We start from the raw sequence: 21,532 nt of genomic DNA on the forward strand, positions 1-21,532 counted from the left end.
CTGTCCGCTCTCCTGCTCCATCCCGCCGCTGCAGCAGCGGCGCCTGTTCAACCAGCAAGTGTGCACGTTGCCTGCCGGTGATGTCCCCCGAGGTGACGTAACACGCCGCCGCGCTTTCTGTCCGGAACGGGCCGCGGCGTGCGTCATCTTCCCCTTTCCACACCTAGCACGTGATACCGGACACACGCTTCGCGGGGCTGCTGAGTAGCCGTTCCGCTACGCTCCGCGTCATGTTCCGCCGCCTGTTCACGATCCTCGCCCTTCTGCTGGCCGGTCCCGCATTGGCCGGGGTCAGCGCCGCGTCCGCCGCACCCGCCGCCGACTACAGCGGCATTGTCAAGCTCAGCAACTGCTCCGGTTCACTCGTCCGGCTGCCCCAGTCGGACGAGTTCGACCGCGCGCTCGTCCTGACCAACGGTCACTGCCTGGAGTCGGGCATGCCGGAGGCGGGCGAGGTGCTGGTCAACCGGCCTGCCAACCGCAAGATGGTGCTGCTCGGCGCCGACGGCCGCGAGCTGGGCCAGATCCGCGCGACGAAGCTCGTCTACGCCACGATGACCGACACCGACGTCGCGCTCTACGCCCTCGACTCCTCCTACCGGGAGATCGCCCGCGACTTCGGCGGGCACCCGCTGACCGTGGCGGCCTCGCCCGCCAACGTCGGCACGCCGGTCAGCGTCGTGTCCGGCTACTTCACCCGCACCTGGAACTGCTCGATCGAGCGGGTCGTGTACTCCGTCCGCGAGGCGGGCTGGACCTGGAAGGACTCGATCCGGTACGCGCCCGGCTGCGACACCGTCCACGGCACGTCCGGCTCGCCGATCATCGACCAGGGCAGCCGGGAGGTCGTCGGCATCAACAACACCGGCAACGACAACGGCGAGGTCTGCACGTTCAACAACCCGTGCGAGGTCGACGAGAACGGCGTGGTGTTCGCGCGGAAGGGCCTGACCTACGGCCAGCAGACCTACCGGATCCCGGCCTGCTTCGCCAAGAACAACCAGCTCAGCCTGGTTCGGGACGGGTGCCTGCTGCCCAAGCCGAACGTGGCGCTGCCGGTTCCCATTCCCGCCTGATCACACCGCCTGCCGGGCCGGTGCGTGCTGCGGCCACACCGGTTCGGCGCCCGGCGGGGGCATGCCGATGAGCTCGGCCAGCGTCGCGAGACGGCGGCGGCCGGTGACGCGGACGGCAGGCCCGCCGCCCTTCGGCCCGACGAGCTGCGCGGGCACGCCGAGCTGCCGGAACGCCTCGGCGAGCGGCTCGTGCGTGCCCGGCGCGCGCTCGTCGACGGCCAGCAGGTACCCCTGGACGCCCGGACGGCCCGCCGCCAGCGCCCACAGCCGCAGCGCCGCGCCGGTCAAGCGGAACCGCCCCGGCAGCGACTTCCCCTCGTCGTCGAGCCACGCCCTGGCCAGCCCGATCAGATCGGACCGGAACGCGGTGCGGACCACCGGCCCGCCGTCCTCGGTCCGGCCCAGTTCCGCCGCCACCCCGCGCCTGGCGAACTCGGCCACCAGCACCCGAGCGCGCCACACCTCGTCCACCTCGACGGTGAGGCGGGCGGCCGTGCGCGCAAAGCCGGTGATCTGCCCCTGCCCGCACAGGACGCCGCTCAGGTCGGCGATGTCCGGGCCGCTCGCCTCCGCCGAGAAGAGCGACATCTGATCCACAGCGGACAGGGTAGAACACCCGTTCGATTTCCCGCGAGTCGTCGCGCGGAAAAAGTTCTTGAAGTTGACGCAACGTCAAGCTCTACCGTGGTTTTCACGGGCGAGGATGGAGACGAGATGGACGAACCGCTGTCGATCGTCCAGGTGTCGAAGGCCTCCGGGGTGACCTCCCGGACCCTGCGGCACTACGACGACATCGGCCTGCTGCCACCGGCCTTCGCCGACACCAGCGGGAGGCGCTACTACCAGCGGGAACAGCTCATCCGGCTGCAGCAGATCCTGCTGCTGCGGGAGCTGGGCCTCGGCCTGGACACGATCGCGGAGGTCCTCGACGGATCCGTGTCCAAGGCCGAAGCGCTGCGGCTGCACCGGAAGTGGCTGCTGGCGGAGCGCGATCGGCTGGACCGGCTCGCCGACACCGTCGCCCGGACCATCGAAGAACTGGAAGGAGGGGAACACATGTCCGCCAAGGAACTGTTCGAGGGGTTTTCGCCGCACTCGGAGAAGGCGAAGTGGCTCGCGCAGGAAGCGGTCGAACGGTGGGGTGAGAGCGCCGTGCAGTCGCACGAGCGGAGCAAGCGCTGGCCGGCCGAGAAGTGGGACGCCGTCAAGCGGCAGGGCGCCGAGGTGGCCGAGCGGCTGGCCGAGCTGGCCCGCGAGGGCGTCCCGGCCGACGACGAGCGCGCGCTCGACGCGGTCGCGGCGCACCGCGCCTGGCTGGAGAACTTCTGGACGCCGGACGCCGAGTCCTACACCGGCCTCGGCCGGCTGTACAGCGACGACGAGCGCTTCCGGGGCGTCTACGAGGCGATCCACCCGGGTCTCGCCGAGTACCTGCGCGACGCGATGGCCGCGTACGCCCGCGCCCGGATGAGCTAGCGGGGCGTGGCGGTCACCTGCACCGTGAGCTGCTGGCACACCGGGGCGTGCGCGATCGCGGTGGCCAGCTCGGGCACGGCGTCGAAGCGGTTCAGGAGGTCGAGGCGGGACACCTCGTCCAGCGGGCCGTGCGCCTGCCCGAGCGTGGCCTCGTCGATCTCGCTCGCGTCGGTGGAATCGAGCCGCTGCTGGGCGGCGGAGGCGCGGTCCCGCACGCCCTGGAAGTCGGTCACGGCCTGGGCCCGCACCTGGTCGCCGCCCGGCACTGGGGACGGCGGCAGCTTGCCGAGCCCGTCCAGCGCGCGGTCCAGTCCGCCGATCACCGACCCGAGCAGTTCGCTCGACGTGCGCACAGCGCGTTGCGGGCTGCTCGGGTCCACGCTCGGCATCGTCGCCAGCCCCTGGACCAGCGAGCCGACCGCCACGCAGTAGTCGTCGGCCCACCGGGTGGCGGCGTCCTGCAGCTGGACCTGCTCCCGGGACAGGCCGGGGCCGCCCGGCTCGACGTTTCTCGCGGGTTGCTGGCCGCATCCGGAGAGGCCCACGCAGAGCCCGGTCAGCACCACCAGGAACACCGACTTCCCGGGCCGCACCCACACACCTCCAGCTGCCGACGTGAAGCTCTTTCCCGACGGTACCGAGACGATTGCGGGTCGCAACCGCCGGGCATGGAAAGGGCCGGGTCCGTCACGCTCCGTGCGCGACGGACCCGGCCTTTTCGACTTGTCAGGCCGTCTTCGCGGGGGTGGCGTCCTCGCTCGGCGTCTCCGTCATGACGCTCGCGCGCCGCTTCGACACCACGATCGCGGCGATGATGATCGCCACCGCGACCAGCGAGATCGCGATCCGCACGCCCGCGGAGGCGTCCGGCCCGATCGAGAACTGCACCACGGCGGGCGCGATCAGCACCGAGACCAGGTTCATCACCTTGATCAGCGGGTTGATCGCCGGGCCCGCGGTGTCCTTGAACGGGTCGCCGACGGTGTCGCCGATGACCGTCGCGGCGTGCGCCTCGGAGCCCTTGCCGCCGTGGTGGCCGTCCTCGACCAGCTTCTTCGCGTTGTCCCAGGCGCCACCGGAGTTGGCCAGGAAGATCGCCATCAGCGTGCCGGTCGCGATCGCGCCCGCCAGGTACCCGGCGAGCGCACCGGTGCCGAGGCCGAAGCCGACGGCGATCGGGGCGAACACCGCGAGCAGACCCGGGGTGGCCAGCTCACGCAGCGAGTCGCGGGTGACGATGTCGACGACCTTGCCGTACTCGGGCCGCGTGGTGCCCTCCATGATCCCCGGGATGTCCCGGAACTGGCGGCGCACCTCGTACACCACCGCGCCGGCGGCACGGGACACGGCGTTGACCGCGAGACCGGAGAACAGGAAGACCACCGCGGCGCCGATGATCACGCCAACCAGCGTGTTCGGGCTGACGATCGTGTCCACGAACGACTTCACGCCCGCGGCGGACTCACCGATGTCGGCCAGCGCCTTGGAGATCGAGTCCTGGTACGAACCGAACAGCGCGGTCGCCGCCAGCACGGCGGTCGCGATCGCGATGCCCTTGGTGATCGCCTTGGTGGTGTTGCCGACCGCGTCCAGCTCGGTCAGGATCTGCGCCGCGTCCTCGTCGACCTCGCCGGACATCTCCGCGATGCCCTGCGCGTTGTCCGAGACCGGGCCGAAGGTGTCCATCGCGACGATGACGCCGACCGTGGTCAGCAGGCCGGTGCCGGCGAGCGCGACCGCGAACAGCGCGATCGTGCCGCCCAGCAGGTAGGCGCCGAACACCGCCGCGCCGATCACCAGCGCGGTGTAGACGGCCGACTCGAAACCGACCGAGATGCCGGACAGGATGACGGTCGCGGCGCCGGTCCGCGAGGTCTCCCCGACGTTCTTCACCGGGCCGTGCTCGGTGCCGGTGTAGAAGCCGGTCAGCTTCAGGATCACGCCGGCCAGCACGATGCCGATGATCACGGCGACGAACGCGATGAGCGCCGGGTTGCCCTCGATGCCCGCCTGGTCCGGGCCGAACTCGGCGAACGAGCCGGGCAGGTAGACGAACGCGGCGACCGCGCACAGCACCGCCGAGATGGCGGCCGAGATGTAGAACGAGCGGTTGATCGTGACCAGGCCGTTCTCACCGGAGCGGGCACGCGTGATGTAGACGCCGATGACCGCGGTGATGACACCGATGGCGGGCACGATCAGCGGGAACAGCAGGCCGTCCACGCCGAACGCGGTGCTGCCGAGGATCAGCGCGGCGACCAGGGTCACCGCGTAGGACTCGAAGAGGTCGGCCGCCATGCCGGCGCAGTCACCCACGTTGTCGCCGACGTTGTCGGCGATGGTGGCCGCGTTGCGCGGGTCGTCCTCCGGGATGTTCTGCTCGACCTTGCCGACCAGGTCCGCGCCCACGTCGGCCGCCTTGGTGAAGATGCCGCCGCCGACACGCATGAACATCGCGATCAGCGCGGCGCCGAAGCCGAAGCCCTCGAGCACCTTCGGCGCTTGGCCGGTGTAGACGAGCACGACGACCGCGGCGCCGAACAGGCCGAGGCCGACGGTGAACATGCCGACCGCGCCGCCGGTGCGGAACGCGGCGCGCATCGCCTTCTCCCGGCCGCCCGGCTCGCGGGAGGCGGCGGCGACCCGCAGGTTGGCCCGCGTCGCCAGCCACATGCCGGTGTAGCCGATGAGGAACGAGAACACCGCGCCGACGAGGAAGAACAGCGAGCGGCCGATGCGCTCGTTCCAGTCCTCCGCCGGGAGCGCGAGGAGCAGCAGGAACACCACGACCCCGAAGATCGAGAGGGTGTTGCGCTGCCGCTTCAAATACGCGGCCGCCCCTTCCTGCACGGCCTTGGCGATGTCCTGCATCTTCGTGGTGCCCTGGCCGGCGGCCAGCACCTCCTTGAGCAGGAACCAGCCGATGACCAGAGCGGCCAGGGCGATGACGGCGACGACGGCCGCGATGCCGTAGTCACCTCCGGAAAACTCGAGGCCCTCCGCGAGGGTCTGCCGGGACATCCGTCCTCCTGGAAACGTTCCTGTCGCCAGTGACAGCCCGCCTAGGGGAAGCCGTGCCGACGCTGGCATGGGATCTACACCACAAGTGGTGCCGGTTGCGGGGAGTGTATTGGTAATGGATCCGGCGCGGTCAGGGCGTCCCGTAACGATCACGCTCGGTGCATGTGAGCCTGCTCACGGTTCATGATCTTTTCACACGAGAACGGTTCTGTCGTACACGTGTGCGAAGCTGGAACGCGTGGATGTGGTTGCGGGAACCGAGCGCGCGCGGCGGTTGCTGCACCGGGTCACTGCCGGGATCCGGGAGAACCCGGTGACCCACGTGGCCGACCTGCCCGCCCGCGAGGCGCGGCACACCGAGTGGCCCTCGTGGGCGGACCCGCGGGTGGTGGCGGCCCTGCGCTCGGGCGGGGTGGAGCGGCCGTGGGCGCACCAGTCGGAGGCGGCGTTGCTGGCCTTCGAGGGGCGGCACGTCGTGGTGTCGACGGGCACGGCGTCCGGCAAGTCGCTGTGCTACCAGCTGCCGGTGCTGTCGGCGCTGGCCGCTGACGACAAGGCGACCGCGCTGTACCTGTCGCCGACGAAGGCGCTGGGCGCCGACCAGCTGCGGTCGGTGTCCGCTTTGGACGTTCCGGGCGTGCGGGCGGCGTCGTATGACGGTGACACCCCGATGGCGGAGCGCGACTGGGTGCGGGCGCACGCGCGGTGGGTGTTCACGAACCCGGACATGCTGCACCGCGGCATCTTGGCCGCGCACTCGCGGTGGGCGCGGTTGTTCCGCAAGCTCGCCTACGTCGTGATCGACGAGTGCCACAGCTACCGGGGCGTGTTCGGGTCGCACGTCGCGCTGCTGCTGCGGCGGCTGCAGCGGGTGGCGCGGCACTACGGGTCGTCGCCGGTGTTCATCCTCGCGTCGGCGACGACGGCGGAGCCGGGCGAGTTCGCGTGCCGTCTGGTGGGCGAGGACTGCGTGCCGGTGGTCGAGGACGCGTCGCCGCGCGGGGCGCGGACGGTGGCGTTGTGGGAGCCGCCGCTGGTGGAGGACCACCGGGGTGAGAACGGTGCGCCGGTGCGCCGGTCGGCGGGCGCGGAGGCGAGCCGGATCCTGGCGGAGCTGGTCGTGGAGGGGGCACGGACGCTGGCGTTCGTGCGGTCGCGGCGGGGCGCGGAGCTGACGGCGCTCGGCGCCCGGCGGTTGTTGTCCGAAGTGGACAGCGAGTTGCCGTCGCAGGTGGCGGCGTACCGCGCGGGGTTCCTGCCGGAGGAGCGGCGGGCGCTGGAGCGCGCCCTGCTGTCCGGCGAGCTCAAGGGCGTGGCGACGACGAACGCGCTCGAGCTGGGTGTGGACATCGCGGGGCTGGACGCGGTGGTGCTGGCGGGGTATCCGGGCACGCTGGCGTCGTTCTGGCAGCAGGCTGGCCGGGCGGGACGGTCGGGCGATGACGCGCTGGTGGTGTTCGTGGCGCGGGACGATCCGCTGGACACGTACCTGGTGCACCACCCGGCGGCAGTGCTGGAGCGGCCGGTGGAGACGGCGGTGCTGGACCCGTCGAACCCGTACGTGCTGGCACCGCAGCTGGCGTGCGCCGCGGCGGAGCTGCCGCTGACCACGGGAGAGCTGGACACGTTCGGCGGCGCGGCGGCGCGTGAGGTGCTGGACAGGCTGGTGGCGGACAGGTTGCTCAGGAGGCGCCCGAGCGGCTGGTACTGGACGTCCCGGGACCGCCCGCACTACGAGGTGGACATCCGCGGTTCGGGCGGCGAGCAGATCGCGGTGGTGGAGGCGGACACGTCGAGGCTGCTGGGAACGGTCGACCCGGGCTCGGCGTGCACAACGGTGCACCCGGGCGCGGTGTACCTGCACCAGGGTTCGTCGTACGTGGTGGACGAGCTGGACCTGGAGGCCGGGATCGCGCTGGTGCACGCGGAAGATCCGGAGTGGACGACATCGGCCCGGGAGGTCGCCGATATTACGGTGCTGAGCACCCAGGAGTGGCTCGACTACGGCGGGGTGAGCGTGTGCCTGGGCGAGGTCGCGGTGACCTCGCAGGTGGTCGGCTACCTGAGACGCCGCCCGTCCGGCGAGGTCCTGGACCAGGTGGCTCTGGACCTGCCCGCGCAGACACTCGAGACGCGAGCCGTGTGGTACACGATCAGCCCGGAACTGCTGGAGGCCCCTCGCGCCGCCGCTGGTGGCGAAAGGCGTAGCACCGCACCTCTGGAATCCGCGGATTCACTCACAGCCACCGCGCGCCTGGAATCCACCGGAACGTCCGGAGCCAGCGGACCCCAAGAGGCGAATGGCACTACCGGAGCCACCGGCCCGGGTGAAGCCGGCCAGCCTTCCCAAATCCGCGGCCCACTTGAGGCCAGCCGGCCGCCCAGAGCCGACGGCCCCCTTCGAGCTGACGAGGCGCCTGGAACCGACGCCCCGTCCGAGGCGAGCCAGCCACCCGAAGCCAGCCACCCATCTGGAGTCAGCCAGCCACCCGGCGCCAGTCAGCCACCCGGCGCCAGTCAGCCACCCGGCGCCAGTCAGCCACCCGGCGCCAGTCAGCCACCCGGCGCCAGTCAGGCGCCCGGAGCTGACGGTGCGCTTGGCACCGACCGAGCGTCTGGAAGCGGTGGCCCGCTTGGAGTCGGCGGGGCGCCGGGGGGCGCCGGTCTGGATCCGGCGCGCATCCCCGGCGCCCTGCACGCCGCCGAGCACGCGGCGATCGGCCTGCTACCGCTGTTCGCTACGTGCGACCGGTGGGACATCGGCGGCGTCTCAACCGCTTTGCACGCTGACACCGGGGAGGCGACGGTGTTCGTGCACGACGGCCATCCCGGAGGCGCGGGATTCGCCGATCGCGGTTTCGCTGCTGTTGTCCCGTGGCTGGCCGCTACGCGGGAGGCCATTCTCTCCTGCGAGTGCCCGGCGGGATGCCCGTCCTGTGTGCAGTCACCGAAGTGCGGGAACGGTAACGACCCACTGGACAAGGCGGGGGCGGTGGCCGTGCTGGAAACCGTGCTCGGGGCGGTGAGTCTTCACAGTGCCCGGCACGACCACGGGGTGGCTCAGGCTGCGGCGAACTGACCGGCGCCGACGAGTGCGGTCCGGTCGGAACCCCGCTGGTCGAGAGCGCGGGCGAGCACCGAGTGCACGGCGTCGGCGGACGGCAGCCGCCAGCTCCACACATCCGGCTTGACCCGCCAGTGCACGACGCCGTGCTGGAACGGCGTGGGCGGGAGCGGGATCCAGCTGCCCTGACCGTGCCAGCGGACCTCGCCGTCGGTGGCGAGCTCCTCCGGAATGCGGTCGGCGACCGTGGTCAGGAACAGCCAGCGGCCGTCGGGCGTCGCGACGATCGGCGCGGGGTGGCCGGTCGCGCGGAGCAGGCGGGCGGCACGCTTGCCCAATTCATCGGGGACCTCGACGGCGTCCAGCACGGTGCCGGTCGCGACGAGCAGGCTGTAGGGCTGTCCGGTCCACCAGCCGGCCACCTCGTTGGGGTGGGCGCCGAGCCGGTCGGCCCAGTCCTCGTGGACGGGCACCGGGCCGGTCCAGGAGCCCTCGGCGTCCGCCTGCGCCGGAAAGGTGCCGGGCAGCACCGGCCACCCGTGCCAGGCGAGACCGATGGCCTCCGCGCGTAGCTCGATGCGGAAGGCGCCCCGCCAGCTGTCCGACCAATCCGTGTCCAACATTTCCGTCCACAACTCCTTGCTTGTTCCACCGCTCGCGGTGGCTGTCTGATTCCCAATAAACGGCAAGTTGCAAAGTGCCGGAACCCGCCGCGCGACAACCGGCTGCTCCCGGGCGACGAGCGACGATCCCCTGCTCGGCGCGGCCGAACGCCGCTCGGCCGCTGCTCACCGACGACGAGTGGTTGACGGCGCCGGTCGTCTATCGTGATCTCCAGCACACGTTTCTCCTGCATACCAACGGTTTCCGACCTCGGGTGCCAGTCGCCGCCGCCACCGCCCGTGACCGCTCGGCGCGCGAGGGCGACCGCCCAACCTCCGCCGGCGCGCCTACCGTTCGCCGCGGAACCGACCGTTCGTCGCAGCCCCAGCACGGAGCCGCCCTCCCGGGCCGACCTCCAGCGGGCGGCCGTCCGTCGACCAGCCCGCCGGGGCGATGCGACTCAAGGGACCGGCAAGGGCCCGGCGGACGGCCGGCACCTGCCCCACCGCCAGGACCCCGCCCCCTCAGGGACCGGCACGGGCTCGACCGGCCGCCGGCCCGAGCCCGGTGTCGACGACCACCTCGACGAGCGCGTCCCACCCCTCGAAGCGGCACCTGACCACCCGGGCGCCCATCCGCTCGGCGACCCACAGTGCCTGCCCGCAGGCGACCTCGGTCCCGTCGGCGGCCCGACCAGCAGCCGCGAGAGCAGCGAGGTCGGCCGCTCCGGCAGCGCGGTGCCGCGCGATCGCTGCCGTGCCGAGCCCCCACAACAACCCCGCGAAGACCACCAGGCCGGCGATGGCGCACGCGGCCCAGACGGTCGCCGCGCCCCGGTCCCGCCCGTGCGGATCCCCGACCTGGGCCGGGCCAGCCCGGAGCCGGGTCGGCCGCTGGACAGCCACCACCCCTGGACCGAAGCTGACCGGCCCGCGCGGACGCATCAGGTCAGGGAGGGGCATCGTCGGCTCCTGGCTCGAGGACGGCGAACGCGCTCGCCGCCAGGTGGAGCCCGGGCAGGAGGCCGCCCGCCGGGGCGGCACGCACCTCGACCGTGATGCTGTTCCCCTCGGACTTCACCGCGAGCTGCGCACCCGGCGGGGCGATCTGCTCGACTGCCTGCGCGGCCAGTTGCGGTTCGCCCCGGGCGAGGAGACGTGCTGCCTCGCGGGCGGCGTCGGTGCAGCGGAGCTGACCGGCCACCGCCGTGAAGCCCGCGAGTACCAGTCCCACCACCACGGTCAGCGCACATAGTGCGATTGCCGCTTCGACCGTCACCGCGCCGCGGTCCGGAGGGCCGGCGCGGGCTCGTGTCTTCATCAGAACTGCACCGCGAGGGCCTGCTCGACCAGCCCGGTGAGGGCGCCGACGACCGAGTCTCCGGTGACGACGGTGTACAGCAGCGCCCCGAAGGCCGCGGCGGCGATCGTGCCGATCGCGTACTCGGCGGTGCTCATTCCGTCGTCGGCGGCCAGGACCGGGCGCAGCCAACGACGCCACCAGCGCGGACGGGCGGGTGCTGCGTGGCGGCCGGCGGGCTTGGTGCGGAACAACATGGGAGATCTCCTTTGTCTGTTGTGGAGGGTCAGAACACGTTGAGGCGTCCAGCGAGGCCGAGGACCACCGGCACGACCCCGAGGCACACGAAGGCCGGGAGGAAGCAGAGCCCCAGCGGTCCGGCGATCAGCACGCCCGCCCGCTGAGCCCGCGCCTCGGCGCGATCGCCGAGCGAGGCGCGGATTCCGCGGGCGAGGTCAGTGGCGGCGTCGGCGAGGGTGGTTCCGCTGCGCGCGGTCCGCTTGGCTGCGCGGGCGAACTCGGCGGTGCCGGCACAACCGAGCGCGGGCACCCACGCTTCGGTCGCATCGGCGCCGAGTTCGAGGAGACCGGCGGTGGCGCGAAGGGCGTCCGCTTCCGACCCCGCCACGCCATCGGTGACGGCGCGGAGAGCGGCGGGCACCGGTTGCCCGGCGCGCAGGCAGGCCGCGAGCAGGTCCCAGGTAGCGGCGAGGTCGAGTGGATCGCTCATGGGCCGCCGACGGCGGATGCGCGTGGGCGACCGTGGCGAGGGGAAGAGGTGTGCCAACCGCAGACCTGGGACCGGCCTGCCCGGGAAGGTCAGAAGTGCCGCGCCCAGTAACGCGACCACCACGGCGGCTGTACTCATCGCGCGGCTCCTCGGTCTGCGACGGACGCAACCAGATCTGGCAGGACCGAACCGGGTTGGATCAGCACTGGATTGAGCCGGGGCGGAATTGCTGCAATCGGGCGAGTTGAACCGAAGTGGGCAACTGACTGGGCTCGGGGTGGAAGTGTTGGCGGCAGCGAAGCGAGGGCGGGCGTGCTCATCGTGGGGCTTCTCCTTCGTGACTGCAGAGGTAGCCACTCACGGGGAGGGCGAGCAGGGGTGTTGGACGGCGGGCGCGACGAGGGGGAACTGGCGCGGCTCGGCCTGGTGTGCGCCGCGAGGCGAGGGTGGCGTGCTCATCGCGCGGCTTCTCCTTTGTGGCTGCAGAAGTGGCCGCCCGCGGGGAGGGCGAGCAGGGGTGTTGGAGTGCAGGCGCGAAGAGGGGAACTGGCTCGGCTCGGCCTGGTGTGCGCCGCGAGGCGAGGGTGGGCGTTGCTCATCGCGCGGCTTCTCCTTCGTGGCTGCAGAAGTGGCAGCCCGCGGGGAGGGCGAGCAGGGTGTCGGAGAGGTTGGAGGGGTTGGAGGGCGGGCGGCGAACTGGAGTGAGCTGGCGCGGTTGAGGTGAGGGTGTTGTCGGCAGCAATGCGGCCGTGGGCTTGCTCATCGTGGGGCTCCTCGTCTTGTGAGGTGTGCGCTCCAGGCGGCGCCGGTGGTGATCAGTGCTGTGCCGAGCAGGAGGAGGGCGTTGCCGCTCGGGGTGGCGAACAGGATGTGCGTCGGGTGGGCTCCCATGCCCTCGCCCAGCAGCAGGCCGAAGACGGGCAGGGCGGCGAGGACCATCGCGCTCGCGCGGGGGCCGGACATTGCTGCCTCCGACTGGCTGGTGAACCGCAGCTCGGCCGTGATGTCCTGGCGGACCGCGTCGAGCAGATCGGCAAGTGGGAGGCCGTGGCGTTGGCTTAGCGACCACGCCCGCACCAAGCGTCGCCGCGCTGCCGACAGTGGTTCGGCCGTGGTGACCGTCGCCAACGTTTCGGCGAGGTTCCCGCCAAGGCGGGCGGCGCCGGCCACCGCGTCGAGGATCTCGGCGACCGGGCGAGGCGCATCAGCCGCGGCGGACTCGGCGGCCAGCGCGGGCGTGGCGCCGGCCCGGAGGTCCACCACCATCGCGTGCAGCGCCTCGGCCATCGCCCGGCGCATCGCGAAACCGGACTTCGACCGGCGGCGCGCGTGCCACTGGCGCCAGCCGGCCAAGCCGAGCAATGCCCCTGCCGCCCACACCATCGGCGGCACGACGAACAGCAACGGCACCAACCCGAACGCGAACGCCTTCCGCGGCTTCGGCAATCCGCGGCGTCCCGGAGACGGCGCAAGCACTCCCAGGCGCGCCGCCGAGCCCCGCACCGGAGGCCAGCACAAGGCGGCCGCGGCCGCGCAGGCCAGCGAGTGGGTCAGCACGGCCGGCCTCCCCTGGGCAGCAACGCGGTGAACAACACCCGCCGCTTGGTCCATCCACCGTCCTGCCACACCGGAAGCACCCGGACGTCCCCGTTGTCGCTCCGGCTCAGCACGCCGACCTCCGCCAGTTCCCGCTGCCCCGACGACGACCGGCGCATGTGGAGGACGACCTGCACGGCAGCCGCGAGCTGGCTGTGCAAGGCCGAGCGGGACAGACCACCCAGCGCGGCAAGCGCTTCCAGCCGCGCAGGCACCTCCGCCGTCGAATTCGCGTGCAACGTTCCAGCGCTGCCGTCATGACCGGTGTTCAACGCATTGAGCAGCTCGCACACCTCCTGGCCACGCACCTCGCCGACCACGAGCCGGTCCGGCCGCATCCGCAGCGCTTGGCGCACCAGGTCCCGCAAGCCGACCTCGCCCGCGCCCTCGACGTTGGGCGGCCGGGCGGTCAGCCGCACGAACTGCGGATGCGCGGGCTGGAGTTCGGCGGCGTCCTCGACGCACACGATCCGCTCGGCCGGGGACACCGCACCGAGCATCGCGGCGAGCAGAGTGCTCTTGCCCGCGCCGGTGCCACCGGTGACGAGGAAGGCCAGCCGGGCGGCGACCACCGACTCGACCAGCTCCGCGCCTTCCGCCCCGAACGTGCCCAGCTCGCGCAACGCGGCGAGGTCGTGCACGGCGGGACGGAGGATCCGCAACGAGATGCAGGTGCCGTCTGCGGCGATCGGCGGCAGCACGGCGTGCAACCGGACGCGGCCGTGCGGCCCGAGCCCCGGCAGCCAGCCGTCGACGTAGGGCTGGGCGTCGTCGAGCCGCCGTCCGGCCGCCAGGGCCAACCGCTGGGCGAGACGGCGCACTCCCTCCTCGCCCGAGAAGTGGGCCTCGGCGCGGCGCAACCCGTCGGACCCGTCCACCCACACGTCGTCGGGCCCGGTGACCAGCACGTCGGTGACGCCGGGCAGGGCGAGCAACGGTTCCAGCGGACCGGCGCCCGCCAGCTCCTGCCGGATCAGCCGCAGCGCGTCGAGCGCCTCCGTGTGCCCGACCGGACGCCCGGCTTCGGCGCGGACCGCGTCCGCCACCGTCGCCGGGTCCGTCCCGGCCCCGGCGCCGGCCAGCCGGTGGCGGACCCGCTCGACCAGTTCGTTGTTCATGCCGCCAGCACCTGCTTCGACTGCGACTGCTCCAGGATGAGGCGCGCGGTCTCCATCAGCGCGCCACGCGGCCGCGGGAGGAAGTTGCCGCGCTCGATCTCCCTGTCCAGTTGGCGTTCGACGGCCATCGACGTGAGCAGTGGCAGCCCGATCGCGCCGGCCGCGACGCTCGGCTCGAGGTCGCCCGGCGCGGGCCCGCGGACGACGAGCCGGACCCGGCCTGCCGGGTCACCCAGCTGCTTGACCACCCGGCGGGCGGCCAGGCAGGCGCGCATCTCGGCCGGGATCACCACGATCACCAGGTCGGCGCGCGCGACGACGGCGAGGCCGGGCCCGTCGAGGTGGCGCGGCAGATCGCACACCACCGTGCGGCCCGCCCGGCGCCCGGCCTCGATCACCGCCGCGACGCCCTGCCCCGTCGGCCCGTCGCCGTTGCGGTGGCAGGACAGGAACGGCAACCGCAAGCCGCGGTACCGGAACTCGGGCAGCGATTCCAGCAGCGCCGGCATCGACAACCGGCCGGCGCCGGGCCGCAGCTCGGGCCAGCGGAGACCCTCCGTGTTCTCGGCTCCCAGCAACGCGTCGATCCCGCCGGACAACGAATCGCAGTCCACGAGCAGCCCGCCCGGATCGGTGCGGCACGCGACCAGCGCGGTGGCCGCCGCCAGGACGGACGCCCCGGCTCCGCCGCGGCCGCCCAGCACGCCGATGATCCGCCCGCCCGGCAATCCCGGCCCGTCGACGACGTCGGCGAGCGCCGACGCCAGCGCCGACTCGTCCTCCGGCAGCGACACGACTCCTTCGACGCCGGCGCGGAAAGCCCTCCGCCACGTACGGGAATCCGGCGCGCCCTTGGTGATCAGCAGGATGCCGGGGCGCCGCGGCAGCTCCACTTCACCGTCGACGGCCTGCTCGTCGACCAGCACCAGCGGCGCGTCCGGCCACCGCGGCCGGGCGGCGAGCAGATCGGGCGCGCGTTGCGTCTCGCAGCCCACAGCCGCGGCGACCCGCAGGATTTCGTCGAGCATGACCTCGTCGTGGGCGATGACGAGCGGACGAGCGTGTTCCATGACGGCCCCCAGTGGTGATCGGTGTTTGACCTGACTCCACCGTCGTGCTCGCGCCGTGCCGCGACAAGGAGCTCCGGCGGGACCTGTGGACAACTGGGGTCTTGTGGACAACTCGCGACCGGGGCGGGTCGGCAGAGCTGGATCGTCGGTGCGCTGTGGCAGGATCCGCGCCCGCGCGCGAAGAAAAGGGGCGACCCCCGCCAGGGGGGAGGGGCGGGGGTCGCCGAGGGTTCAGCCCCGGGGGGTTGGACTGAACCGCCGGTGGGAACACCGGATGCGGTCCACTGTAACTCCGCCGAGCGGCCCGCAACGCCGCTCGCGACACCCACAATTCGGTAACGGCACCGGCAATCGATTTCCCCCGCGGGCAACCAATTTCCGACCGGGCGACACCGTTCGTGGTCACCTCACCGCCCCGCCGACGATCTACTCCTATCCTGAAGCGGTGGCAGAACCTCCCAGCTCGCCGCCGGGCGACCGGCGCGCCGCGACCGGAACCGGCGTCGCGGCCTTCTTCGACCTGGACAAGACGATCATCGCCTCCTCCAGCGCGCTGGCGTTCAGCAAGCCGCTGCTGCGCGAGGGGCTGATCAGCAAGCGGGCGGCGCTGAAGAGCGCGTACGCGCAGTTCGTCTTCTCCCTCTCCGGCGCGGACGCCGACCGGACCGAGCGGATGCGCGCGGAGATCTCCGCGTTGTGCACGGGCTGGGACGTCGCCCAGGTTCGGGCGATCGTCAACGAGACACTGCACGACATCGTCGACCCGCTGGTGTACTCCGAGGCCGCCGAGCTGATCGCGTGGCACAAGGCGGAGGGCCACGACGTGATCGTGCTGTCGGCGGCGGGCGACGAGGTGGTGACGCCGATCGCGGCGATGCTCGGCGCGACGGGCAGCGTCGCGACGAAAATGGCCGTCGTGGACGGTCGCTATTCCGGGGAAATCGCTTTCTACTGCTACGGCGAGCAGAAAGCGGTGGCGGCGAAACAATTGGCCGCGGAGAACGGTTACGACCTGGCCGAGTGTTACGCCTATTCCGATTCCAGCACCGACGTCCCGCTGCTGGAGGCGGTCGGGAAGCCGCACGCCGTGAACCCGGACCGCCTGCTCCGCCGGACCGCGCTCGACCGCGGCTGGCCGGTGCTCGAGTTCACCAAACCGGTCTCGCTGCGGAGCCGGTTCCCGGCGCCGTCGACGGCGACGCTGGCCGTCGGACTCGGCCTCGGCGCGGTCGCCGCGGCGGGGGTGACCTGGTACGGGCTGACGCGCAAACGCCGTGGGGGAGCATAGAAGTCTAGTCGCTGACGGTGCCCGCCTCACCGGATCGAGCGTCTGTACCGGTGCACCCGTCCGACCCCTTGAAGTGACGGCGGTCACTGGGTACAAAGTGAAGTGCGGACGTTGTTCGGCCCAGGGCGAGACGAAGATGAGTCTCGTTCCTCCCCGAGAACCTCCGTGCGCGGACTCCAGGCACCCACGCGCAGCGCGCCGCGGGAGGCTTGTCGTCGAGGGACTGCGTACCGGGACGCCGGACGCCGAGTCCCCGTAGGTACGACACGAGTTGCAGCTTGGTCACCTGAGCAGTCCGCGCGGGCGGGCGCCGCCCGGCACATCGCCGGCGGCGCCCGCGCATTTTTATGTCCAAGGGATTAGCCCGCGAGAGTGACAGAACCTGAAAGACACTTTCGGACTCCTCCGAAAGTAAGGCGGTCGTTGACCTCCTCCCGAGCGACTGAGTAGCTTCCCCCAATGCCGGCTCGTCCGCCGGCGATCATCACAGGGGAGGGTTCGCGATGCGCCGGAGGAGTCATGTGCTTGCCGCGATCGTCGTGGGGGTTCTCGGCGTGAGCGCGGTCGGCGCGTCCTCCGCCGCAACCGGCCGCCAGGACGGCTGGGCCGAGCAGACGCTGCGGAAGATGTCGCTCGAGGAGAAGGTCGGCCAGCTCTTCGTCGCCGACGTCTGGGGCAAGTCCGCCGGTCAGGCCGACGAGGGCAACCGGAAGAAGTACGGGGTGGACACGGCCGCGGAGGTCGTCCAGCGCTACCACCCCGGCGGTGTCATCTACTTCAACAACTCCGGCACCGACAACGTGGACGACCCGGCGCAGGTCGCGCGCTTCTCGAACGGGCTGCAGCAGGCCGCGCTGTCGTCGGGCGCGAAGGTGCCGCTGATCGTCTCGACCGACCAGGAGGGCGGCCGGGTCACGCGCATCGCCGCGCCCGCGACGGAGTTCCCGTCCAGCATGGCCATCGGGGCGGGCCGCAGCGCCGCCGACGCGCGGACGCTGGCCACGGTGAACGGCCACGAGCTGCGGGCCATGGGCATCAACCAGGACTTCGCGCCCGACGCGGACGTCAACTCCAACCCGCTCAACCCGGTCATCGGCTCGCGGTCGTTCTCCGCCGATCCGGCGCTGGCCGGCGAGCTGGTCGCCGCGGAGGTCGACGGCTACCAGAACTCGGGGCCGGCGACGGAGACGGTGTCCGCGGCGGCCAAGCACTTCCCCGGTCACGGCGACGCGGCCACCGACAGCCACACCGGGCTGCCGGTCATCAACCGCACGGAGGAACAGTGGCGGCAGATCGACCTGCCGCCGTTCCGGGCGGCGATCGACGCGGGCGCCGACGTGATCATGTCCGCGCACATCACCGTGCCCAGCCTGGACCCGTCCGGGGAGCCCGCGACGCTGTCGAAGCCGATCATGACCGGCATCCTCCGGGACGAGCTGCGCTACGACGGGGTGGTCGCGACCGACTCGCTGCAGATGGCCGGCGTGCGCGAGCTGCACACCGACGCGGAGATCCCGGTGCTGGCACTGGAAGCCGGGGTCGACCAGATGCTGATGCCGCCGGACCTGGGGCTCGCCGTCAACAGCGTGCTGGACGCGGTCAAGAGCGGCAGGCTGACCGAGGAGCGGATCGACCAGAGCGTGCTGCGGATCCTGAAGCTCAAGGACAAGCGCGGCATCGTGGCGAGCCCGCTGGTCAACCCGCGGGCGGTGAAGCAGGTCGTCGGCAGCCCGGCCAACCGGGAGAAGATCCAGGCCATCACCGACCGCACCACCACCGTGCTCCGCAACGACGCCGGCCTGCTCCCCCGCCGCGAGCCGGGCAAGGTCCTGGTGACCGGCTGGAACAACCCGAACTACCCCGGCTACCCGGCGGAGCCGGTCCGGGCACTGGCCGAACGGCTCGGCGGCACGGCCGTCTCGACCGGCGCCAAGCCGACCGCCGCGAAGATCGCCGAAGCGGTGGCGGCCGCCGGCGAAGCGGACACCGTCGTCGTGCTGACCAACGCGCTGCGCACTGACACCGCTCAGGGTGATCTCGTGCGTGAACTGCTCGCGACCGGGAAACCGGTCGTCGCAGTGAGCGTCCAGGAACCGTACGACCCGGGCTACGCCGACGTACCGACCTGGGTGGCGACCTACGACTGGCGGGATGTGACGATGGCTTCGCTGGCCAAGGTGCTGACGGGCGAGATTTCGCCGCAGGGCAAGCTGCCCGTCGACATCCCGGCCGGCGACGACGCCGGGCAGATCCGGTATCCCTTCGGCACAGGACTGACATGGTGAGCTTCAACCGGCGCGGGTTCCTGGTCACCGGCGCCCTCGCGACACCCCTCTTGACCGGCGGCTCCGCGCTGGCGGAACCGGCACGCGTGTTGCCGGCCGCGTCGCGGGGGCCGGTCGTGACCGGAGCCGACATCCTCGCCCGGCAGGGCTGGCGCTCGCTCGCCGGCCGCAAGGTGGGCGTGCTGTCGAACCCGACGGGCGTGCTGGAGAACGGCGACCACATCGTCGACTCGATGATCGCCGCCGGTGTCCGGCCGGTCGCCGCCTTCGGGCCGGAGCACGGTTTCCGGGGCAGCGCGCAGGCTGGTGGTTCGGAGGGCGACTACACGGACCCGCGCACCGGCATCGCGGTGTACGACGCCTACGGCGCGGACGCCGCGAAGCTGGCCGGGATGTTCACCAAGGCAGGCGTGGACACGGTGGTGTTCGACATCGCCGATGTCGGCGCCCGCTTCTACACCTACATCTGGTCGATGTACACGGCGATGGTCGCGGCGGGCCGCACGGGCGCGGCCTTCGTCGTGCTGGACCGGCCCAACCCCATCGGCGGCAAGGCCTACGGCCCGATGCTGCGCCCGGAGTTCGCCTCCGGGGTCGGGCTCAAGCCGATCGTGCAGCAGCACGGCATGACCGTCGGCGAGCTGGCGAAGTACTTCGCCGCGGAGCTGCTGCCCGCCGAGGGGGTGCGGCTGGCGGACCTGCAGGTGGTGCAGACCGAGGGGTGGCGCCGGGACATCTTCTTCACCGGCACCGGGCTGACCTGGACGCCACCGAGCCCGAACATGCCGACCGCGGACACCGCGCTGGTCTACCCCGGCACGGGCATGTTCGAGGGCACGGTGTTCTCCGAGGGACGCGGCACGACGCGGCCCTTCGAGATCATCGGCGCCCCCGGCATCGACTGGCGCTGGCGGGACGAGCTGACCGCGCTGGGGCTCGCGGGCGTGCGGTTCCGGGAGACCTACTTCGTCCCGACGTTCGGCAAGTTCGTCAACCAGACCTGCGGCGGAGTGCAGCTCACGGTCACCGACCCGGCCTCGTTCGACGCCATCCGCACGGCGGTGGCCATGCTGGTCACGGCCAAGAAGCTGCACCCGGACCTCTTCGCCTGGCGCGCGGACAACGGCATCGACAAGCTCACCGGCTCGGACCGGTTGCGCACGATGGTCGACCGCGGGGCGGGGGTGGACGAGATCGTCGGGTCCTGGCAGGCGGAGCTCGACGAGTTCACCGCCCGCCGTCGGCCGCACCTGCTCTACTGGTGAGGCCGGCGTGCGAACGGGCAAACTACTGGTCGCGGCGGTGCTGACCGTTTCCGCCCTCACCGTCCCCGGAGCGAGTACCACCATCACCGAACAGGCGCACACCGGGCGGATCGACCGTCCGCAGTACGAGTTCGCACCGGCCGACACGGTGCTGCGCCCGGGCGCGCCCGCCGAGGTGGGGCTCGATCCCGCGCCGCTGCTGGCCGCCGAGCAGTTCCTGAGCGACTGGGCCAAACCGGATCCGGCCTCCGGGCACCCGCACTTCTCCGGCGCGGCCGGGATCCTCGCGCACGACGGGGTGATCGTCGAGGAGACCGCGACCGGCGGGGCGCTACGGTACGCCGACGCCGCGGGCGCCGAGCTGCCGCCCGACCAGCAGGTGCCGGTTCGCGCCGACACGATCTTCGACCTGGCCTCGATCACCAAGGTGTTCACGTCCCTCGCGGTGATGCAGCTCGTGGAGGACGGCAAGGTCGCGCTGGACCGGCCGGTCGCCGAGTACCTGCCCGAGTTCGCGGCGAACGGGAAGCAGCAGGTGACCGTGCGGCAGCTGCTCACCCACACCTCTGGCCTGGCCGCCGACCCGCGCCCGTCCCTGTGGGAGGGCTACCCGGACATCCCGTCCCGGCGGAAGGCTGTGCTCGACAGTCCACTGACGAACGAGCCGGGCACGACGTACCTCTACTCGGACATCAACCTGATGACGCTCGGCTTCCTCGTCGAGCGGATCGCCGGGCAGCCGCTCGACGTCGTGGTGCGGGACCGGATCACCCTGCCCCTCGGGATGACCGACACGGCGTTCAACCCGCCCGCGGAGAAGCTCGGCCGGATCGCGGCCACCGAGTTCCAGGCGGATCCACCACGGGGCATGGTGCGCGGCCAGGTCCACGACGAGAACGCGTGGGCGCTGGGCGGGGTGTCCGGTCACGCCGGCATCTTCTCCACCGCGCCGGACCTGGCGGTGCTCGCGCAGACGATCCTCAACGGCGGCGCCTACCGGGACGCCCGCATCCTGCGCCCGGAGACCGTGCGGGACATGCTGATCGACTACAACCAGGCCTTCCCCGGTCACGCGCACGGGCTCGGGTTCGAGCTGGACCAGCGGTTCTACATGGGAGCGCTGTCCGCCCCCACCACCGCGGGCCACACCGGGTTCACCGGCACGTCGCTGGTCATCGATCCGGTGTCCCGGTCGTTCGCGATCCTGCTGACCAATCGCGTTCACCCGACCCGCGACTGGGGTTCGATCAACCCGGCCCGCGAGAAGTTGGCGAGCTCGCTGGCCGAAGCGCGGTGAAACCGGTCCGGCTGTAGGCCGAATTACCCGCGGCCGGACAGGTGATCTTTCGGCGAGCGGACACTCACCGTGCATCCGGGGTGGTGTGCCACCAACCAGCACCAACGAATTTTGGACACTCGCGTCCGTCACGAACAGTTACCGGACGGCTGCTCCATTCGTACTTAAAGTGCGCAGAGTCGCGTCATACCATCGTGGCGGGGAAGTCCCTATCACTGAGACGCGAGCGGGAGCCACCGACGATCGTCGGCTGTTTCGGGAACCATAGGAAGTTGCCAAGTCGTTAACTTGATGACGTTAACAACCACGACGTAGTTGGCGACTTTCCGGGCAACTGAGTCACC

17 protein-coding genes and 1 pseudogene are annotated in these 21,532 nt (G+C 71.7%); 7 read left to right on the plus strand and 11 right to left on the minus strand.

Going from position 1 to position 21,532, the window contains the following annotated elements:
• Positions 1 to 230 precede the first annotated feature (230 nt).
• On the plus strand, positions 231 to 1,076 hold the full coding sequence (locus ABZ215_RS11560; RefSeq protein WP_354949449.1) for a serine protease: 846 nt from the start codon (positions 231 to 233) through the stop codon (positions 1,074 to 1,076).
• On the opposite strand, the gene ABZ215_RS11565 is transcribed toward ABZ215_RS11560, so the two are convergent.
• The gene (locus ABZ215_RS11565) at positions 1,077 to 1,673 is read right to left on the minus strand and encodes a hypothetical protein (protein WP_027936566.1); all 597 of its coding nucleotides are present in this window, start codon (positions 1,671 to 1,673) and stop codon (positions 1,077 to 1,079) included.
• A 117-nt stretch (positions 1,674 to 1,790) separates the two neighbouring features.
• On the opposite strand from ABZ215_RS11565, the gene ABZ215_RS11570 reads away from it, so the two are divergent.
• Positions 1,791 to 2,552, plus strand: coding sequence for a TipAS antibiotic-recognition domain-containing protein (locus tag ABZ215_RS11570; RefSeq protein ID WP_354949450.1), 762 nt, complete (start codon positions 1,791 to 1,793; stop codon positions 2,550 to 2,552).
• Here ABZ215_RS11570 and ABZ215_RS11575 read toward each other — a convergent pair.
• Together ABZ215_RS11575 and ABZ215_RS11580 are read right to left on the minus strand one after the other, a co-directional pair.
• Positions 2,549 to 3,145 carry a hypothetical protein gene (locus ABZ215_RS11575; RefSeq protein WP_354949451.1) on the minus strand — a complete coding sequence of 199 codons (597 nt, stop codon included), beginning with the start codon at positions 3,143 to 3,145 and terminating at the stop codon, positions 2,549 to 2,551. The genes ABZ215_RS11570 and ABZ215_RS11575 overlap by 4 nt on opposite strands.
• 133 nt (positions 3,146 to 3,278) lie before the next feature.
• On the minus strand, positions 3,279 to 5,573 hold the full coding sequence (locus ABZ215_RS11580; protein WP_020422672.1) for a sodium-translocating pyrophosphatase: 2,295 nt from the start codon (positions 5,571 to 5,573) through the stop codon (positions 3,279 to 3,281).
• A gap of 238 nt (positions 5,574 to 5,811) precedes the next feature.
• On the opposite strand from ABZ215_RS11580, the gene ABZ215_RS11585 reads away from it, so the two are divergent.
• A complete protein-coding gene (locus ABZ215_RS11585; RefSeq protein WP_354949452.1) occupies positions 5,812 to 8,652 on the plus strand; it encodes a DEAD/DEAH box helicase in 2,841 nt (946 codons plus the stop codon).
• On the opposite strand, the gene ABZ215_RS11590 is transcribed toward ABZ215_RS11585, so the two are convergent.
• The 8 genes from ABZ215_RS11590 to ssd form a co-directional block, all read right to left on the minus strand.
• On the minus strand, positions 8,634 to 9,260 hold the full coding sequence (locus tag ABZ215_RS11590; protein ID WP_354949453.1) for a bifunctional DNA primase/polymerase: 627 nt from the start codon (positions 9,258 to 9,260) through the stop codon (positions 8,634 to 8,636). The genes ABZ215_RS11585 and ABZ215_RS11590 overlap by 19 nt on opposite strands.
• 504 nt (positions 9,261 to 9,764) lie before the next feature.
• Positions 9,765 to 10,202, minus strand: coding sequence for an Rv3654c family TadE-like protein (locus tag ABZ215_RS11595; RefSeq protein ID WP_354949454.1), 438 nt, complete (start codon positions 10,200 to 10,202; stop codon positions 9,765 to 9,767).
• Positions 10,189 to 10,560 carry a TadE family type IV pilus minor pilin gene (locus tag ABZ215_RS11600; protein ID WP_020422676.1) on the minus strand — a complete coding sequence of 124 codons (372 nt, stop codon included), beginning with the start codon at positions 10,558 to 10,560 and terminating at the stop codon, positions 10,189 to 10,191. Before ABZ215_RS11600 ends, ABZ215_RS11595 begins: the two co-directional genes overlap by 14 nt.
• Positions 10,560 to 10,796: a DUF4244 domain-containing protein gene (locus ABZ215_RS11605; protein WP_020422677.1), complete on the minus strand. Its 237-nt coding sequence runs from the start codon at positions 10,794 to 10,796 to the stop codon at positions 10,560 to 10,562. The genes ABZ215_RS11600 and ABZ215_RS11605 overlap by 1 nt, the downstream gene beginning before the upstream one ends.
• Before the next feature lie 29 nt (positions 10,797 to 10,825).
• Positions 10,826 to 11,269, minus strand: coding sequence for a type II secretion system F family protein (locus ABZ215_RS11610; RefSeq protein WP_354949455.1), 444 nt, complete (start codon positions 11,267 to 11,269; stop codon positions 10,826 to 10,828).
• 759 nt (positions 11,270 to 12,028) lie between these two features.
• Positions 12,029 to 12,715 (minus strand): type II secretion system F family protein, encoded by a 687-nt coding sequence (locus ABZ215_RS11615; protein WP_354949456.1) that lies wholly within the window; start codon positions 12,713 to 12,715, stop codon positions 12,029 to 12,031.
• Positions 12,716 to 12,819: 104 nt separating this feature from the next.
• Positions 12,820 to 13,983 (minus strand): TadA family conjugal transfer-associated ATPase, encoded by a 1,164-nt coding sequence (locus ABZ215_RS11620; protein ID WP_354949457.1) that lies wholly within the window; start codon positions 13,981 to 13,983, stop codon positions 12,820 to 12,822.
• Complete coding sequence (gene ssd / locus ABZ215_RS11625) at positions 13,980 to 15,053, minus strand: septum site-determining protein Ssd (RefSeq protein WP_020420348.1); 1,074 nt, start codon at positions 15,051 to 15,053, stop codon at positions 13,980 to 13,982. Before ssd ends, ABZ215_RS11620 begins: the two co-directional genes overlap by 4 nt.
• Before the next feature lie 445 nt (positions 15,054 to 15,498).
• Here ssd and ABZ215_RS11630 point away from each other — a divergent pair, with 445 nt between their 5' ends.
• The 4 genes and pseudogenes from ABZ215_RS11630 to ABZ215_RS11645 all read left to right on the plus strand — a co-directional run.
• Complete coding sequence (locus ABZ215_RS11630) at positions 15,499 to 16,341, plus strand: HAD-IB family hydrolase (protein ID WP_020420347.1); 843 nt, start codon at positions 15,499 to 15,501, stop codon at positions 16,339 to 16,341.
• Between the two features lie 521 nt (positions 16,342 to 16,862).
• On the plus strand, positions 16,863 to 18,626 hold the full coding sequence (locus ABZ215_RS11635; protein ID WP_354949458.1) for a glycoside hydrolase family 3 N-terminal domain-containing protein: 1,764 nt from the start codon (positions 16,863 to 16,865) through the stop codon (positions 18,624 to 18,626).
• Positions 18,623 to 19,891 (plus strand): DUF1343 domain-containing protein, encoded by a 1,269-nt coding sequence (locus ABZ215_RS11640; RefSeq protein WP_354949481.1) that lies wholly within the window; start codon positions 18,623 to 18,625, stop codon positions 19,889 to 19,891. Before ABZ215_RS11635 ends, ABZ215_RS11640 begins: the two co-directional genes overlap by 4 nt.
• Positions 19,892 to 19,973: 82 nt before the next feature.
• A pseudogene (locus tag ABZ215_RS11645) lies at positions 19,974 to 21,182 on the plus strand (serine hydrolase domain-containing protein); the annotation flags it as partial.
• Positions 21,183 to 21,532: the final 350 nt, after the last annotated feature.

This window comes from Amycolatopsis sp. NPDC006131, from assembly GCF_040614175.1.
In the GTDB taxonomy this organism is placed as follows: Bacteria; Actinomycetota; Actinomycetes; order Mycobacteriales; family Pseudonocardiaceae; genus Amycolatopsis_E; species Amycolatopsis_E tucumanensis.

Bases quoted from the DNA above. Each gene is read 5' to 3' on its own strand.
- ABZ215_RS11560 (WP_354949449.1), top strand. From the start codon at position 231: ATGTTCCGCCGCCTGTTCACGATCCTCGCCCTTCTGCTGGCCGGTCCC.
- ABZ215_RS11610 (WP_354949455.1), bottom strand. From the start codon at position 11,269: ATGAGCGATCCACTCGACCTCGCCGCTACCTGGGACCTGCTCGCGGCC.
- ABZ215_RS11605 (WP_020422677.1), bottom strand. From the start codon at position 10,796: ATGTTGTTCCGCACCAAGCCCGCCGGCCGCCACGCAGCACCCGCCCGT.
- ABZ215_RS11600 (WP_020422676.1), bottom strand. From the start codon at position 10,560: ATGAAGACACGAGCCCGCGCCGGCCCTCCGGACCGCGGCGCGGTGACG.
- ABZ215_RS11590 (WP_354949453.1), bottom strand. From the start codon at position 9,260: ATGTTGGACACGGATTGGTCGGACAGCTGGCGGGGCGCCTTCCGCATC.
- ABZ215_RS11620 (WP_354949457.1), bottom strand. From the start codon at position 13,983: ATGAACAACGAACTGGTCGAGCGGGTCCGCCACCGGCTGGCCGGCGCC.
- ssd (WP_020420348.1), bottom strand. From the start codon at position 15,053: ATGGAACACGCTCGTCCGCTCGTCATCGCCCACGACGAGGTCATGCTC.
- ABZ215_RS11570 (WP_354949450.1), top strand. From the start codon at position 1,791: ATGGACGAACCGCTGTCGATCGTCCAGGTGTCGAAGGCCTCCGGGGTG.
- ABZ215_RS11595 (WP_354949454.1), bottom strand. From the start codon at position 10,202: ATGCCCCTCCCTGACCTGATGCGTCCGCGCGGGCCGGTCAGCTTCGGT.
- ABZ215_RS11580 (WP_020422672.1), bottom strand. From the start codon at position 5,573: ATGTCCCGGCAGACCCTCGCGGAGGGCCTCGAGTTTTCCGGAGGTGAC.